Annotated in this window: 19 protein-coding genes; 4 read left to right on the forward strand and 15 right to left on the reverse strand. The window is 44.4% G+C overall.

The annotated features are described in order from the left end of the window. Positions 1-365 precede the first annotated feature (365 nt). The 4 genes from rpoH to ftsY form a co-directional block, all read right to left on the reverse strand. Complete coding sequence (gene rpoH, locus L1076_RS25290; protein WP_038872559.1) at positions 366-1,223, reverse strand: RNA polymerase sigma factor RpoH; 858 nt, start codon at positions 1,221-1,223, stop codon at positions 366-368. Positions 1,224-1,398: 175 nt separating this feature from the next. Further along, a complete protein-coding gene (gene ftsX / locus L1076_RS25295) occupies positions 1,399-2,367 on the reverse strand; it encodes a permease-like cell division protein FtsX (RefSeq protein ID WP_038872556.1) in 969 nt (322 codons plus the stop codon). Next, a complete protein-coding gene (gene ftsE / locus L1076_RS25300; RefSeq protein ID WP_005535654.1) occupies positions 2,357-3,031 on the reverse strand; it encodes a cell division ATP-binding protein FtsE in 675 nt (224 codons plus the stop codon). The genes ftsX and ftsE overlap by 11 nt, the downstream gene beginning before the upstream one ends. Positions 3,032-3,053: 22 nt before the next feature. Further along, positions 3,054-4,262: a signal recognition particle-docking protein FtsY gene (gene ftsY, locus L1076_RS25305; RefSeq protein ID WP_237304702.1), complete on the reverse strand. Its 1,209-nt coding sequence runs from the start codon at positions 4,260-4,262 to the stop codon at positions 3,054-3,056. A gap of 223 nt (positions 4,263-4,485) precedes the next feature. On the opposite strand from ftsY, the gene rsmD reads away from it, so the two are divergent. Next, positions 4,486-5,085 (forward strand): 16S rRNA (guanine(966)-N(2))-methyltransferase RsmD, encoded by a 600-nt coding sequence (rsmD, locus tag L1076_RS25310; RefSeq protein ID WP_054757201.1) that lies wholly within the window; start codon positions 4,486-4,488, stop codon positions 5,083-5,085. A gap of 25 nt (positions 5,086-5,110) precedes the next feature. Next, positions 5,111-5,377: a DUF1145 domain-containing protein gene (locus L1076_RS25315; protein ID WP_038872549.1), complete on the forward strand. Its 267-nt coding sequence runs from the start codon at positions 5,111-5,113 to the stop codon at positions 5,375-5,377. A gap of 66 nt (positions 5,378-5,443) precedes the next feature. Here the strand turns inward: L1076_RS25315 and L1076_RS25320 are convergent, their stop codons facing one another. The 4 genes from L1076_RS25320 to L1076_RS25335 all read right to left on the reverse strand — a co-directional run bounded on the left by L1076_RS25320 (position 5,444) and on the right by L1076_RS25335 (position 8,437). Continuing rightward, a complete protein-coding gene (locus L1076_RS25320) occupies positions 5,444-6,028 on the reverse strand; it encodes a YhgN family NAAT transporter (RefSeq protein WP_237304703.1) in 585 nt (194 codons plus the stop codon). A 111-nt stretch (positions 6,029-6,139) separates the two neighbouring features. Continuing rightward, on the reverse strand, positions 6,140-6,361 hold the full coding sequence (locus L1076_RS25325) for a YecH family metal-binding protein (RefSeq protein ID WP_038872544.1): 222 nt from the start codon (positions 6,359-6,361) through the stop codon (positions 6,140-6,142). 69 nt (positions 6,362-6,430) lie between these two features. Further along, positions 6,431-7,051 carry a lysoplasmalogenase gene (locus L1076_RS25330; RefSeq protein WP_038872542.1) on the reverse strand — a complete coding sequence of 207 codons (621 nt, stop codon included), beginning with the start codon at positions 7,049-7,051 and terminating at the stop codon, positions 6,431-6,433. A 1,020-nt stretch (positions 7,052-8,071) separates the two neighbouring features. Next, the gene (locus L1076_RS25335) at positions 8,072-8,437 is read right to left on the reverse strand and encodes a hypothetical protein (protein ID WP_005430355.1); all 366 of its coding nucleotides are present in this window, start codon (positions 8,435-8,437) and stop codon (positions 8,072-8,074) included. A gap of 241 nt (positions 8,438-8,678) precedes the next feature. Between L1076_RS25335 and L1076_RS25340 the strand changes: the two genes are divergently transcribed. Continuing rightward, on the forward strand, positions 8,679-9,008 hold the full coding sequence (locus tag L1076_RS25340; protein ID WP_038872539.1) for a DUF2500 domain-containing protein: 330 nt from the start codon (positions 8,679-8,681) through the stop codon (positions 9,006-9,008). Position 9,009: 1 nt separating this feature from the next. On the opposite strand, the gene L1076_RS25345 is transcribed toward L1076_RS25340, so the two are convergent. Next, on the reverse strand, positions 9,010-10,023 hold the full coding sequence (locus L1076_RS25345) for an acyltransferase (protein ID WP_038872536.1): 1,014 nt from the start codon (positions 10,021-10,023) through the stop codon (positions 9,010-9,012). 250 nt (positions 10,024-10,273) lie between these two features. Between L1076_RS25345 and L1076_RS25350 the strand changes: the two genes are divergently transcribed. Beyond that, positions 10,274-10,654, forward strand: coding sequence for a cystatin domain-containing protein (locus tag L1076_RS25350; RefSeq protein ID WP_038896757.1), 381 nt, complete (start codon positions 10,274-10,276; stop codon positions 10,652-10,654). An 89-nt stretch (positions 10,655-10,743) separates the two neighbouring features. On the opposite strand, the gene arsJ is transcribed toward L1076_RS25350, so the two are convergent. The 6 genes from arsJ to rhtB all read right to left on the reverse strand — a co-directional run bounded on the left by arsJ (position 10,744) and on the right by rhtB (position 16,059). Next, a complete protein-coding gene (gene arsJ / locus L1076_RS25355; RefSeq protein WP_237304704.1) occupies positions 10,744-11,961 on the reverse strand; it encodes an organoarsenical effux MFS transporter ArsJ in 1,218 nt (405 codons plus the stop codon). Positions 11,962-12,219: 258 nt separating this feature from the next. Further along, positions 12,220-12,714 (reverse strand): cyclin-dependent kinase inhibitor 3 family protein, encoded by a 495-nt coding sequence (locus L1076_RS25360; RefSeq protein WP_038881516.1) that lies wholly within the window; start codon positions 12,712-12,714, stop codon positions 12,220-12,222. A gap of 11 nt (positions 12,715-12,725) precedes the next feature. Continuing rightward, complete coding sequence (locus L1076_RS25365; protein WP_005430364.1) at positions 12,726-13,727, reverse strand: ArsJ-associated glyceraldehyde-3-phosphate dehydrogenase; 1,002 nt, start codon at positions 13,725-13,727, stop codon at positions 12,726-12,728. A 27-nt stretch (positions 13,728-13,754) separates the two neighbouring features. Further along, positions 13,755-14,090, reverse strand: coding sequence for a metalloregulator ArsR/SmtB family transcription factor (locus L1076_RS25370; RefSeq protein ID WP_009705162.1), 336 nt, complete (start codon positions 14,088-14,090; stop codon positions 13,755-13,757). 102 nt (positions 14,091-14,192) lie between these two features. Further along, positions 14,193-15,416 (reverse strand): EAL and HDOD domain-containing protein, encoded by a 1,224-nt coding sequence (locus L1076_RS25375; protein ID WP_054757195.1) that lies wholly within the window; start codon positions 15,414-15,416, stop codon positions 14,193-14,195. Between the two features lie 28 nt (positions 15,417-15,444). Beyond that, the gene (gene rhtB, locus L1076_RS25380) at positions 15,445-16,059 is read right to left on the reverse strand and encodes a homoserine/homoserine lactone efflux protein (RefSeq protein WP_005452019.1); all 615 of its coding nucleotides are present in this window, start codon (positions 16,057-16,059) and stop codon (positions 15,445-15,447) included. Positions 16,060-16,088 lie beyond the last annotated feature (29 nt).

Genomic DNA, 16,088 nt, shown 5'->3' on the forward strand with positions numbered 1-16,088 from the left:
CAAAGCCAAACTTAGACACAGAGATAGTCAGGGCATTAAACGCTGTACATATTCGCACCGTTTGTGGATAAATCTGTGAATTGCGTTGATAAAGTGTATTTGGATCATTTGATCCACAATATGTAGTAATGATCTTGATCTAACTGTGTGTATATTCACAACTATCCCCAAACCAAAAACCGCTTCAAAGCCTTATTTTGTCCGGCTTTCGAACAGTTGATGAATAATTACTTCACAGAGTTATACACAGGTAGCACAGATAAATTAGATCGCAAACGCTGTCTATTTTTGATCGAAAATAAAAAAGCCGAGATCACATGATCTCGGCTTTCTATGAAAATCTTACTTGAGATTAGAAGCGAAAGTTAGAACTCACCAACAGCAAGTTTCAATTTCTTCATCGCGTTCTTTTCTAGCTGGCGAATACGCTCAGCAGAAACACCAAACTCATCAGCAAGGTCTTGCAGTGTTGCTTTCTCATCGTCTAACCAACGAGAACGAACAATACGTTGACTGCGCTCATCCAGACTTGCAAGCGCATGGCCTAGACGGTTATTGGTGTGTGTTTCCCAGTTTGCTGCTTCAATGTTATCGGCAACATCAGATGATTTGTCTTCTAGGTACACCATTGGTGCTGTGTACGAATTTGAACTGTCGTCATCATCCATTGGCATATCGAACGTTGAGTCCACTGCCGCTAGACGGGATTCCATTTCTCGTACTTCTGAAGGCTCAACACCTAGCTCACGTGCTACTGTTTCTACTTCACCGTTGTTAAACCAGCCTAAGCGCTTCTTAGACTTACGTAGGTTGAAGAACAGTTTACGCTGCGCTTTGGTTGTCGCAATCTTCACGATACGCCAGTTACGTAGCACGTATTCATGGATTTCTGCTTTGATCCAGTGAACAGCGAAAGACACCAAACGCACACCCACTTCTGGGTTGAAACGCTTGACCGCTTTCATAAGACCGATGTTGCCCTCTTGAACTAGGTCTGCCATTGGCAAGCCGTAGCCTGAGTAGCCACGAGCAACGTGAACAACGAATCGTAGGTGTGACAAAATCAGGCCTTTCGCCGCATCTATCTCACCGTTGTAGTGTAATCGTTCTGCCAGCCCACGCTCTTCGTCTGGTGTCAGCATTGGGTAGCTGTTTACAGAACGAATATAGCTATCAAGGCTATCTTGCGTGACTAGAGCCATCGGATACGCTTCTTTTGTCATTCAATTCCTCATCAATCTCTGATCTGGAGCATTACATTGCAATTTAGCTTGGCCATCTTGAACTCAAAATGAACAAGTTTCAAGAAGGGCGAGTAATTATCCATAAACAAATGGTCTATACAAGGGGTAAAAATTAGCTTGTGCTAATAAATTCCAAGTATAAGACCCTTATCACCTAAACTGGTTCAATTTCTTTCAAGTGACGCTGCGCTGAAAAGCGCGCGGCGATACAACCTAGCAAGCTACCAGTGATGATCAACAGTAGAGATTCATCCCAATTCAAGCCAATCAAACGAAATTGGCTATCATATAACGATGCCAATTGCTCAACTGCGTTATTCATGACAACCGTAATCAATGCCGTCACTAACCATGCAATGGTCGCCCCAAGCACACCAAACCACATGCCAGTGTATAAGTAAGGACGAAGAATGAAACTGTCGGTCGCACCAATCAGCTTCATTGTCTGAATCTCTTCTTTGTTTGCCAACACATTAAAGCGCAATGTATTGCCGACGATTAAAAATACAGCACCCAACATCAGCACTGTCAGGGTAATGACAATAATGCCAGCAAGGGTTTTTATCGCATCAAGCCGTGCCAACCAATCTTCATCTAGTCGAACATCTGTCACGTCTTGTTGCTCACGAACTTGTTTAGCAAGCGACTGAATTGCGCTTTTTTGTTCTGAATCAGGCGTAATCACCAACACGCCAGGCAAGGCATAACCACTTAATAGGCTTAGCGCTTGGTCAAACCCTGCGTACTGGCTTAAATCAGATAGACCTTGTTGCGGAGAAATATATTCCACCTCTTTTACAGAAGGCCATGTTTCAATCTGATCTTTGAGCACCATAACGCGCGCGTCAGGCATCCCTTCGACTAAGTAGGCACTCACTTGCGATGGTGATGCAACATCTTGTGCTGCACCAGCCACATTCTTACCTAACAAATACAAACAAGCTGGCATTGCTAACGCCATGGAGATAACAGCCAAGGTCAGAATGTTACCTAAAGGACGACGCCATAATGCGCCGAAAGAAGATTTAGCTTGTTTGATATGAACAGAGAAAAAACCATCGGTATTAGCACGCTTGGCACTGCGACCTTTCCCTTTCTTTTGGGTGCGCTTGTTACCTACCATAGTCTTCTACCTCACTTAGGAAGCCTTGGTTCAATTCGAAATGACGATATTGTGGGCGAGTGTTTACTAACCCGATATCGTGCGTCGCTAGGAGAATCGTCACGCCAGCACGATTAAATTCTTCGAACAATCGCAACACACGGTTGGACAGTTCTGGATCAAGGTTACCGGTTGGTTCATCCGCCACTAGCAGCGTTGGTCGATTAACGACAGCGCGTGCAATACCTACACGTTGTTGCTCACCACCTGATAGTTGACTTGGCAAGCAACGGGCTTTATCGAGCAAGCCCGTTTTATCTAGCGCCGCAGAAACACGACGTTTGATTTCATTTTCAGAAATCGATTCAATGCGCATCGGCAGCGCGACATTATCGAACACGCTGCGATCCATCAATAAGCGATGATCTTGGAAAACAATCCCGATATTGCGGCGCAAAAACGGAATGTCTTTGTTAGAAATACGTGTGATGTCATGACCATTAAAATGGATTTTGCCATCAGTAGGACGTTCTATCGCACATATCAGTTTCAGCAAGGTACTTTTACCTGCACCGGAATGCCCGCCTAAAAAAGCCATTTCTCCGCGTCGAAGGTGAAAGTCGACTTTTTGTAATGCCTGTCGCCCACCTCGGTAAGCTTTACTTACCTGCTGAAATTTGATCACCGTTGATTTCCTCTAACTCTAATTACTCTTCACGACTAAACAGAGCGTCAATGAACTCTTGAGTTTCAAATGGACGCAAGTCTTCGATACCTTCACCAACACCAATGTAGCGAATTGGAATTTCGAACTGATCAGCAAGAGCGAAGATAACGCCACCTTTCGCTGTTCCATCCAGCTTAGTCAATGTAATCCCGGTTAGAGGGGCAACATCACTGAAAAGTTTCGCTTGGCTAATGGCATTTTGCCCGGTGCCTGCGTCTAGCGTCAGCATGATCTCATGTGGTGCAGAGTCATCAATCTTCTTCATGACACGAACAATCTTACGCAGCTCTTCCATCAGGTTAGCTTTATTTTGTAGACGACCTGCGGTATCGGCAATCACCACATCGACGCCACGCGCTTTTGCCGCTTCAATCGCATCATAGATAACCGAAGCACTGTCTGCGCCAGTGTGCTGAGCAATCACAGGAACGTTGTTACGCTCGCCCCATACTTGTAGCTGTTCAACCGCTGCAGCACGGAAGGTGTCACCCGCCGCCAGCATGACTTTCTTACCTTGGCTTTGGAACTGCTTCGCCAGCTTACCGATTGTGGTTGTTTTACCGACGCCGTTAACGCCAACCATCAAGATAACGTAAGGGGTTTTGCTGCTATCAATTTCAAGTGGCTGTTCTACTTTCGCTAGAATTTCTGCCATCTCTTCTTTTAACAGGCCGTAGAGTGCTTCGCCGTCCTTCAAATCTCCGCGTGACGCTTTTTCGGTCAAGTTATTGATAATTTTCGTCGTGGTGTTCATACCCACGTCAGCGATAAGCAGCTGTTCTTCTAATTCTTCGAAAAGGTCTTCATCGATTTTTTTACCGCTGAACAAACCGAAGAAACCCGCACCAATGTTTGCCTTCGTGCGACTTAGGCTGCGCTTAAGGCGAGCAAAAAAGCTCTCCGTTGGTTTTTCTTGTTCTTGAACACGAGGCGCAACCGGTACTTGTGGTTCTTCTGCTTCTGCTTCTGCTTCTGCTAAGACAGGTTCAACCTTCTCCGGCTCTTCTTCAAGTGTGGTTTTCTCTTCTGCTTGTTCGGCAGCCTCTTCCACCGGCAGTTGCTCACCAGCTGGCGCTTCTACTGCTTCTGCTTCTTCTTTTACTGATTCATCTGTTGTCGGTTTTTGGGTCTGTTCTTCATCACCAAAACCTAGCCACGAAAGTAATCCGCGCTTCTTTTTTTCCGTCATCTGGGGCTATCCTAGATTGTGCTCTTATCTATTAATGACTCTTTTCTGACAAGATTATTATCTTTACAGAAAAGGCTAATGACAAAGTTGTGAAAACTTTCCAATTAGGTGAATCTAATCTTATTAGTGTTACACTCTGTCATCTTGAATATTCTGGGCTATATCCAAGCTCAAAGCTTGGGCGATTGGATATAGTATCACTTTATTAGCGGTCAAAAAATCTATGGTAAGACGTCGCCAGCAAAACTCATCACAAAAAAAGCCAACAACGGGCTTTGTTCGCATTATTAGTGGTTTATGGAGAGGTCGAAAACTCCCTGTTCATGATGCAGAAGGATTACGCCCAACCACGGATCGTGTGAAAGAAACCCTATTTAACTGGTTAGCGCAAGATGTGCCGCAAGCGAAATGTCTCGACCTATTCGCAGGTTCTGGTGGTTTAGGCTTTGAGTCAGCTTCTCGCCAAGCAGACAAAGTGACGATGGTGGAACTGAACCCACAAGCGTTTCAGCAATTGCAGAAAAATGTTGCCTCGTTGAATACTAGCAACATTAAAGTCGTCAACACCGACGCACTGAGCTTTTTAAAGCAACCAGGTACACCGCATCACGTAGTATTCATTGATCCGCCGTTTCGCAAAGGCTTATTGGATGAAACCGTGACCTTGCTAGAGCAAAACGGCTGGCTTGCAGAAGATGCGATGATTTATATTGAAACTGAAAAAGAGCTAAGTATTGCTGGGCTTCCTGACAACTGGCGACTGCACCGAGAGAAAACCGCAGGCCAGGTCAGTTACCGTCTGTATGAACGCACATCAGCTTAAAGCCCCAATTTAAAAGGATAGTTAAATGAAAGCATTATTGATACTGGCTAAAGCAGCCATCGCCTTCGTCTGGTTCATATTGATCCTCAACTTCTTTATGCCCTTCCCTGGCAAAGCGGCCATTGCGTTGTACATCATGACGGCTTTTCTGTTCATCATGCATGGATTGCAAATGGCAATCTTCATTGGCGCATTTGGCGACAAGATTAAGATGAGTAGTTGGGAAAAGTACTCCATTTTGATATTCGGCATCTTTGCTCTTCTCGATATTCGTCGGAAGCACATGATGTAAAAAGACAAATAAACGAAAGCCGCTCACATGAGCGGCTTTTTTTGTATTCATCAAATTGACGGAGGTTTAGCCCATGTAGCTCTTCACGCCATCGAGGAACATCTGGGTTGAGATCATCACCAACAGTAAACCCATCAAACGCTCAATCGCTTTCAGACCGCGCTCACCAAGAATACGATGGAAGAAACTGTAGAACATCAAAATGAAGAAAGTTGCACCCCAAGCGATCAACACTGCAGCAGACAGCTCCATGATTTTGTCTGGATGCTGAGAAGACAATAAAAGCAACGCTGCGATCACTGAAGGGCCAGCAATCATAGGAATCGCCATCGGCACAATAAACGGCTCTTCACCTGCAGCAAGGCCAGTAATGCTACCTGCGCTTGGAAAAATCATCTTAATCGCGATGATGAAAAGAATGATCCCGCCAGAAATACTCAGCGTTTCCGGTTGAACATGGAGGAAGCTCATGATGCTTTGTCCCGCAAAAAGGAACAGCATCAGAATCATCAAGGCAAACAGTAATTCACGGATCAGCACCTTACGGCGGCGTTTTGCATCAAGGTGTTTGAGAATGGATAACACAATCGGAAGATTTCCGAGTGGGTCCATAATAAGAAACAGCATGGTCGCTGCTGAAAGAAGATCCATGTTCTGGCCTCGACTGAAAATTTGGCGGCCAGTATAACAAAGTGATTCAGTGAAGATATGATAGAAGACGAAATGAATACTTCGCCTCCATCAACAATTTTTAGCCGCAGCTTAGTGGTTACAAACGCGTGCCATATTCACGACAAACTTACCTTCCAGTTCGCGTACTTTTTCGCGCTTTAGCAAGAATTCTAGCAATGCATCTAAGTCTAGATCATTCAGCTTACAGGTATGGAAACGCACATCTGTACCAAAGTGAGCTGCCAGCTCATCACGATCCATTGGCGTTTCTCGAAGTAGGTTAAGTAAGTTGTGAGCATGAATCTCGGTCATCATCGACTCCAGTGATTAAGTTGAATCCGTCTAGTTTACGCAAAACCTGACCGCTTACTTTGACCTAAATTAGTAAATGATAGATGCAACGATTAATGCATGAGCCAAGAAATAACTGCCACTCACCCAAACATAGGCATGTTTCATCGGTTTACGATAACCATGTATCGCATACGCCAAGGCTGAATAGATCATAACTAAGGTGCCACTAAACCCAAGCGCATTAGCAAAACTTGGTACTTGCAACCAAACTTCCCCCGCCGCCCAAGCAAGCTGAACCAACATGATGCCCATGATCACAACAGGAAAAACCATGGAATCGAGCTGTGGTAGCAATAAGAAGAACGCCACAACACTAGCAGCCAGCAGCAATGCGAGTAACCACCAAACGATTTCCCCATTGAGCTGAACCCAAAATGATTTGCTATAAAGGATTTGAGCGAGTAAGTAGCCCGCAAAGTAGAGTGGCTTGCGAGATTTAAAGGAATGCAGTGTATCGGCAAATACAGAGACCAACAGTCCACCAGCGATCCAGTAGGTAGGTACTGCAGATGCACCTTCAGTCAACGCTAAGATCAAAAGCAACAACAGAGTAAAGATTTTAAATGCCAGAGACTGCGTTGGATTGGCTTGTCTCGCCCCCAACACGGAATATAACCCTGATAGCCCTATCGCTAACCAACTCCACATGCCGTATACACCTTTCACGTAATCTCGCCGCTAGTCTAGGTAGACCAATCTTGATGTAAAGGCATTATCAGCGAAAGTTGGATCTCGCTAGCGAATCACAACATTTTGTAAACGTAACTGGCTCAATTACTGATTATCGTTTTTCTCACAATCATTGAACTGAGCTATCTGAATCTGTTTGTTATCGATAATTTCATCAGAACTCTAACCTTCAGAAATTGAAAAACAAACCATCAATTTGTTCGCTATACAACCGTTACGGGCAAATAACCAACACAAAAGTCAGATCCACCACCTCTGACCACTCAGAAAGGCAAAAATGCCTCCTCCCAACAATACAAACCGTGATTAGCCCAATAATCTGAGAGTATAAAAGTTCAATCAAAAACACATAAGTAACTGATATAAATAAGCATAGATAAGAAAAACCATCAAAACCCAACCTTAACTAGCATGGATTATAGCTACCCCCTTATCGCATTGAGATTTTCTCATCAGATAGGAAAAGTTGAGCACAATAGACGTCTACAAGAGTGACTCTCGTTAACACAAAACATAATTTTCTCAACTTTTGAGAAATTCAGCAAAAATAGCCAACCAACATCCACACTGATACAAGAAACACTATTTCATCATAACATTACTCATATTTAACACTATAAAATCAGCAACTTAAAGACAAAAAGAAGACAAAAACAACAAGTCGAACATTTAAAGAGCAGCACAAAAAACACAGTTTTATTAGTCAATTTAGGGTAAAAACACCCTAGTTAAGTGCGTTTTTTGAAAACTTTTCCGCTTTGAAGTTGATCAAAGCTCAAAAACAGTGCTATATTATTTACATCGAGTTCATCAATGATTTTAGGGGTAGTGTTATGATTTCTTCTTCTCAAAAACAAGGGCTGGTAATGATTGCAGTGGTTGTTGGTTTAATGACACTGCCAATGATGTACTAAGTTACTGTTTCCAATAAAAAAGGGACGCTTTCGCGTCCCTTTTTTATTATTCAAATTTTGCCGTCTACAGATGCTTAACTAGTATGTCCCAATGCATGTAGTAAAAACCGAGTGCAGCAAGCGTAATCAAGGCCATTAACAAAATCGCAGCTCGCCAAATAAAGCGTGAACTTCTCGGTGTGAGTTCCTTTTCACACGCATCGCATGCAGCAAGAAAACCCTTTCTGTCATCCAGTTTATAATCCTCTTCGTGGACAACTTTGTTACGGACCGTCGCAATAAAGCGCAGTTTTGCAACGACATCATGCGGTAAGCGTTCTTCACAACTGGTAATCAGTTGATGCAACCCTTTCCCTTCCGCGTGGTATTGAGTACGCAGAAGTTTTTCGATCGTTCGGGTACGCATGACTACTTTCTCAATATCTGACATCGTAACCCTCCTTACTTGACCCTTCCTGTGTCTGTCATTTCATTCTTCTACAAATTCAGAGTTTTTTCGAGTCGTTAAGTGCAAATTTCCTTTTAAATTGTGCTCTTGCACGCATATAAAATGTGAAGTGTGCCGAATAAAACCTACATCCCTTTTACTAGATCACGAATAATTTATCTCAACTCATAGTTTAATCAGGGAGTTCTGTAAAATAGATGCCAATGAAACATTGGAGGTTATCATGCCAATCTCACTTATTTTGGCTCTATTCACCCTGATTGCTCTCGGAGCTTGGGTATTCTTTCGCTTCTACAGCAAGCACTACTTTGGCGAAGACGCGCCTGAACAAAGCGCTCAAGTCACCATACTCGATAAACAAGCGATAGAAGTACCAGAAGCAGAACCTGGACAAGACGATCAGGAATATTGGATTTACGTTCAGCGCGGCTCTATTGGCCCGAAACGCGAGTTTCAAATCGGTGTGCACTATTACCACGCCTTAAACCCTGGTGATAAAGGCACACTGACTTACTGTGGCGATAAATTCCTTCACTTCGCCTTAAAACGCTAATCTAAGGTAATAGCCAACGGGTCTTGGCTGATTTAGAGAACAAGTAACTCATCGCCAAGGCCCCAGCTCCACTCAAAACGATCCAAACTGGTATTACCCAAGCTGGGTGTCCCTGATACCAACCAAACGCTTTCATTGGCCACAAGAAGATTGGGTGCAACAAATAAATTCCTAAGCTGTGCTGACTAATAAAGCTCACCACTTTTTGCACTTTAGGTGTTAGACCTTCACCAAAGTAGCGGCACAGCATAAAGATCATAGACGCTGCGAGAATCACATTCAGTGTTTTGTATGAAAACCAACGACCTACGGTATATTTATCAGCTTCTAAACTGTTGGCCACCACCATGGTAAACGTCACCGCCAACGCCACGAGCCCAAGCCCAGTAAAAATGCTGACAGTGGTGCGATTAAGAGGCACTTTCTTAAACAGCACATAGCCGAGCGGCAAATATCCCATGTAAAGCCAGTATTGATTGCTCCAAGGGCCATCAATCTTAAATAGGAACAAAGTGCTGGTCAGCAGCCAAACAGCAAGATACGCATAGAGAACGTTATCATCGCAGTTACGCACCACCCATTGGAATAACGGAATAACAAAATAGAGCGGAATAAAGTAATAGAAGAATCCGAGGTGATAGTAAGTCGCGTGATGTGGACTGTTACTCACCACTTCTTTAACCGTTTCAAAATCGAAGCCTTGTGCTGTCCAACCCGACAAGTAGGCATAAAACATCGACCAAATAAGAAAAGGTACTAATACTTTGCCTAAACGCCGTTTAACGTAGTACTTGGCATCAAAAGGTCGTGTATCACTGAGCATTAGAGCACCAGTAATCAAAATGAATACAGGTACTGCCCAGCGAGTCACGCTGTTTACCCCGACAGCCGTCAACCATTGGTCAAACGGAATCACTCCCAACTCATTACGATATGGCGCTAGCACATGAATCGCGATCACTGCGATGGCAGCGACACAACGTAATAAGTCGAAAAATAGAACCCTTTCTCTCATACCCTTACCTACTTTGAGTGACTTCACGTTTATAGCATAGGGTAATTTTCATCCAGTTAAATAGTTAACAATCTGTTTTTGCTTATTTTTAACTCAGCGATGACGCGCCAATATCATTGATTTGCAAAATAGGTAGTCACAAATCTCATTGTACAAATGAGATCAGCAGCCCTAAGCTTTCTCGGATATGAAACAGATTTAACCGATTTATTCCATTAGGATGCTGAACAGATTATTAAGAGAGGTCTTTATGAAGAAAACATTATTAGCATCACTGGTTTGTGTAGTGGCTTTAGCTGGATGTAATCAAAAGGAAGAGACCGTGGCACCAACACAATCGCAACCGGAAGCGAACCCTATCTGCAGCGCTGAAAACCTTGCTGGCGGCTGGTCACAAGGTGAAGTAACACCTGAAGCTCAGCAAGCACTCGACTTTGTACTTGGTCAGATGAACACCGCAGCTAAGCTAAAAGAGATCTTAAGCGTACGAACTCAAGTGGTGAATGGTCTTAACTACGCCATTGAATTCGAAATGGACAATGGTGAAGTATGGAACACCATCGTTTACCGCTCACTGAAAGGTGATATGGAAATGACGCAACCTGCACAACAAGGTCGTCTTTGCCCATAAGCAAGACTTGCTGATTTGCGATACTGAATCGTAAAAATAAAAATGGCTCCTAATATGGAGCCATTTTTATTTCTAAGTCGTGAACCGATTTAAGCCGTAGCCACTTTGGCCTTTGGTAGCTTGATAGAAATTAGAGTTGTTAGCGCTAAGAAAGCAAATGACACCCACAGACATGCCGCTAAACCCGCTTCTTGGTAAATCCAACCGGATAGAACCGTACCAATCAAACGTCCCATCGCATTCGCCATATAATAGAAGCCGACATCCAATGAAACACCATCGCCCTTCGCATAACTAACGATCAGGTAAGAGTGAAGAGATGAGTTCACCGCAAATACGGCGCCGAAAATCATCAAGCCCATCACAATAACAAGCTCTGGTTGCCAACCGATTTGCACGCCATAAGCAATCGCACCAGTGATGACGGCAAGGATTCCTGCCCAAATCAGAGCCGCGCTACCATCTGGCACTCGACCTTGCGCTTTGCCAGTAATACGAGGCGCAAAACCTTGAACGAACCCGTAAGCAATCACCCAAGCCGCAAGGAAGCCGCCTACCATCAGATGATCCCAACCAAACACGCTGCCAAGATAAATCGGGAGTGCAACAACAAACCACACATCACGAGCACCAAATAGGAACATACGTGCAGCGGAAAGAATGTTCACCGATTCTGACTTAGAGAAAATTTGACGGAACTTAGGTTTGCTCTTCGCCTTCCCCATATCCGCCTCTAACCAGATCAAGCTGCATACAAACACAACAGCCAGCACACTTGCCACAATGACCATCGAAGTTTGGAAACCAAACGCCGACAACAACAAACCACCAACAAAGAAACCCGCACCTTTCAGCGCATTCTTTGAGCCCGTTAAGATCGCAACCCACTTATAAAGTGCACCTTGCTGCTCGTCTGGCACCAAAGTTTTGATCGCGCTCTTGGCACTCATCTTGTTTAAATCTTTGGCAATACCTGAAATTGCCTGCGCCGCCATTACCCAAGGAATGGTCAACCAAGCATTGGGCACTGCCAACATCAGCAAGGCAAAAATCTGCATCCCTAAGCCGACGTTCATGGTTTTGTTCAAACCAAGTCGAGCACCTAGCCAGCCACCAACCAAGTTGGTCACTACGCCAAAAAATTCATAGAAAAGGAACAGCGAAGCAATGGCTAAGCTTGAGTAGCCTAAGTCATGGAAGTAAAGCACCACCAACATACGGAGTGCACCATCCGTCACGGTGAAGTTCCAATAGTTGAACGTCACCAGCATATACTGACGGATACTTTTGCTTAGTTTTGAAATCATAACGACCTCAGATGTACAGCGTTTAGAGCATTTAGATCATGATGTTCCAAATGCTCTATGACCTGAACACCAGCATTAAGCCATCTCAATACTGGCGCTAAATTGTGAAACAAGAACTGATGAGAGATCTAAATATTATTTATTAATAAACAATAATTTAAATATAAAATCAATAAACAAGAGTCACATAAATTGGTAAGCCATTACGGCATAAAGAGAGCTTTTAGATCATGATATTCCAAAAGCTCTATAAGCTGATCAAGCGTTTTGAGCCACACGCTCGATATACTCAACTTGTACTGGTTTAGTGAAAGCACCAGGACGCAGCGCTTGCACTTCACGTACGATGTCTTCTAGCGCCCAATCTTTCTCTAGCAGTAGGTGCGCAGCGAACAAACCTGTGCGACCAGAGCCACCCATACAGTGCATTGCAACCTTGCCACCTTGAGCAAGAATCGCGTGCAGTTCAGGACTCGCTTGTGACCATTTTGCCGCGAACTCTTCGCCCGGAGCACAATCATCTTCAATCTCAATTTGGAACCATTTCATGCCCAACTGTTGAGTCAATTCGCCCAACGCAGACACGTCTTTTGCTGCTAATTCAGCATTATCCAGGGCAGTCACAATCGCTTCTACGCCTTGTGCTTTTAGTTGCTCTAACGAAGCTTGCAGTTCAACACCTTTGGTACCAGGACATGGAGTCAGTACTAAAGCGCCCGTTTCTAAATCTAATTGCCATGTAGGATGAGACATCTTAAAACTCCTTATGCCATACCAACGTTACGAACCAATTCTGCAGTACGCGTCGCGTAACCCATTTCGTTATCGTACCAAGCGTAAATCTTCACCATACGAGAGCCCACTACCATGGTTGATTGCGCATCAACGATCGTTGAACGTTGGTCGCCTTTGTAATCGATAGAAACCAATGGACGCTCTTCAAAGCCAAGGATGCCTTTTAGCTCGCCTTCAGAAGCTTCTTTCAGTAGTGCGTTAACCTCTTCTGCCGTGGTATCACGTTTCACATCAAAAATGATGTCAGTAAGTGAGGCGTTTGCTAGAGGAACACGAACCGCGTGACCGTTAATCTTGTCTTTCAACTCTGGGAAGATTTCAACAATCGCTTTTGCACTGCCCGTTGTGGTTGGGATCAGGCTCATGCCACATGCACGTGCACGACGTAGGTCTTTGTGCGGCGCATCCAGAATCGTTTGTGTGTTAGTTAAATCGTGAATCGTTGTGAATGACGATTGTTCAATGCCCAGTTTCTCGTGAATCACTTTCACGACAGGTGCAATACAGTTCGTTGTACAAGACGCTGCGGTTACGATGCGGTGCTGCGCAGGGTCGAAGATGTGGTCGTTCACGCCCACTACGATGTTAGCTACGCCGTCTTCTTTTACTGGTGCGCTAACAACAACACGTTTTACGCCTTGTTCTAGGTATTTGTTTAGGAATGAGGTTTTGCGATGAACGCCCGTTGCTTCAATCACAACATCACATTGACCCCAGTTCACAGCATCGATATCACGCTCTTGTGAAGTCGTGATGCGCTTACCGTTGATCACCATGTCTGTGCCTTCAACTTGCACTGCATGGTTCCAACGACCTTGAACTGAATCGAACTCAAGTAAGTGGCCAAGAGTCGCTGCATCACCCGCTACATCGTTGATGTGTACGAACTCTAGCTCTGGCCAATCAAACGCTGCGCGTAATGCCAAACGACCAATTCGACCGAAACCGTTAATACCTACTTTAATCGTCATAATCTTCTACCTTTAAGCTTTCGCTGGTTAACAGCACGCTGCACGAGCTTTGTCTTGCAAACGTGAAATATCGTCTTGGTACTCTTGCTTTAAGCAGTTCGAGGCCACCAAGTCATCAATCAATTTTTGCATCCATCCCGGTAATTGATCTGACAGCTCGTAGTACACCCATTGCCCCTGGCGTTTATCAACTAAAATACCATTTGATCTTAGCTGAGCCAGATGGCGAGAAATCTTTGGTTGGCTTTCTTGTAGCGCATGAGCTAAATCACCAACACAAGTTTCCCCTTCACGAACCACCAGCATTAAGCAACGCACACGAGTCTCGTCGGAAAGAAGTTTGAAGAACTGATGTGGAAGCATACTTACATACCTATATATGGATATGCGTATATGGTTATTTAAAAAGAGGATGCCGTCAAGCGATCGTGCTCGACTGTAATAAAAGTTTAATATTTGATCAGATTAGGCGCCAGAAAAGGTCTGACTCCAGCGCACAGCTTCGCCAAGTTCAGACTTCACATCATCAACAGAAAGACCAAGTTGCTGGGAGAATTGCTCCACGCCAGCCCAGTCTGCACGCTCGTAGCACTCTTCAATTGCCAGTAACGCGCCGTATTCACCTTGGCGATGCAACAAAGCTTGCTGCACGGAAGGACTTAACGGCAACTGCCCAACTAAAGATTCAACAGACAAATCGAGCATGGCATCGAGAATCGACAACAAGCCAACCATAAAGCCCTGCTCGTTGAGATGCGAAAGAGGTTGATAGCGCGACATGGCTTCGCAGAATTGAGCGCGTTGCAAAGATAAGTTGTACAACTCACGCGGCTTCTTACTGGAGATATAAGACGCCACCACCAGCGAGACAAACATTTTGAGCTTCTCTTGCCCAAGGTAAATCAAAGCTTGGCGGAATGAAGTAATGGTCACTTCTAGCGTGGTCGATTGCGTGTTCACAAAACGCAGTAACTTGTACGACAGCGTGACATCTTGAGTAATGATGTTTTCAATCCGGTCGAAGTCAGGATCGGGAACACACACTTCTCTAAATAACTTAAGCGCCAGTATTTGCTCAGGGCTCACGTATTTAGTCTGCATCACTTCCGGCTTACTGAAAAAGTAACCTTGGAAGAATTTAAAGCCCGCCTCTTTGGTCGCTTCAAACTCAGCTTCGGTTTCGACCCGCTCAGCTAAGAAGTGGTATTTGGTGCGCTTTTTGGTGTGCTTCTTAACTAAATCGCACGCATTTTTCAGCCCCATCGCCATGATGTCGAGTTTCACGATATGAACGTAAGGCAGAAAGCGACGCCATTCGTCAGTCAACGTGAAATCATCGAGCGCGATCAAGTAGCCTTCACGGTACAGTTCACGAATGGCTTCAAGCAGTTCATCGGTTGGTTGGCAGGTTTCGAGTACCTCAACCACGATTTTGTTTTTCGGCAAGCTTCTTGGCAGCCGACGCAACAAACTTTGATGAGGAAAATTGATGAAGCATCGCGAAGATGCAATCAGAGGATTGGTTCCGACAGAGAGAAAGTTCTCTACTATCAATCGGTATGTCGCCCTGTTTGAATCGATGTGTACAGGATAGGCATTACTTTCACCATCACGGAACAACAACTCATATCCCAGCGTCTGTCTTTTTCGATTAAAGATAGGCTGGCGGGCGACATACGCATTTTTCATTCGAAATTATTGTGCTTTTTATAATTTGTTACTTAGCTGCCGCTAATAATGCACCACATCCCATGAACATTGAACCGAATACTTTATTAATTTTGCCCATGATCTTATCTGAGCGAATAAAGCGTCCCATTTGAGCGGCCAAACTGGTGTAACCCAGCATCACAAACGCATCAATGGTTACTGTGGTCACACCCAATACCAATAGCTGAGTCAGTTGGTCTTTCGCTGGGTCAATAAATTGTGGAAACAGTGCCACCAAGAATACGATCGATTTCGGGTTAGTCAGGTTGATAAGAATGGCTTTGTACAACAGAGAAGTACCTGACATGGTTTGGTGACTTTCGGTCGCAACCAAGCCGGATGTATCACGCCACTTTTGAATGCCAAGCCACACAAGGTAAGCTGCACCAACCCATTTGATCACAGTAAATGCCGTTGCCGATTGCGCGACTAAAGCACCAATGCCAGCGCCAACCAAAGCAATATGAATTGCCAAACCAATCTGTAAACCAACGATAGCACCCAATGACTTACGCGTGCCGTAACTCAGACCATTACTGATCGAGTTGACGGTACCAGATCCCGGAGCCAGACTAAAAACAATTGCTGTTACCACATAGGCTAACCAAACATGGGTATCCATTGCATTTCCTCAATAATTCTTCGATGATA

It is taken from the genome of Vibrio sp. MMG023 (assembly GCF_021654215.1).
Classification (GTDB): Bacteria; Pseudomonadota; Gammaproteobacteria; order Enterobacterales; family Vibrionaceae; genus Vibrio; species Vibrio jasicida.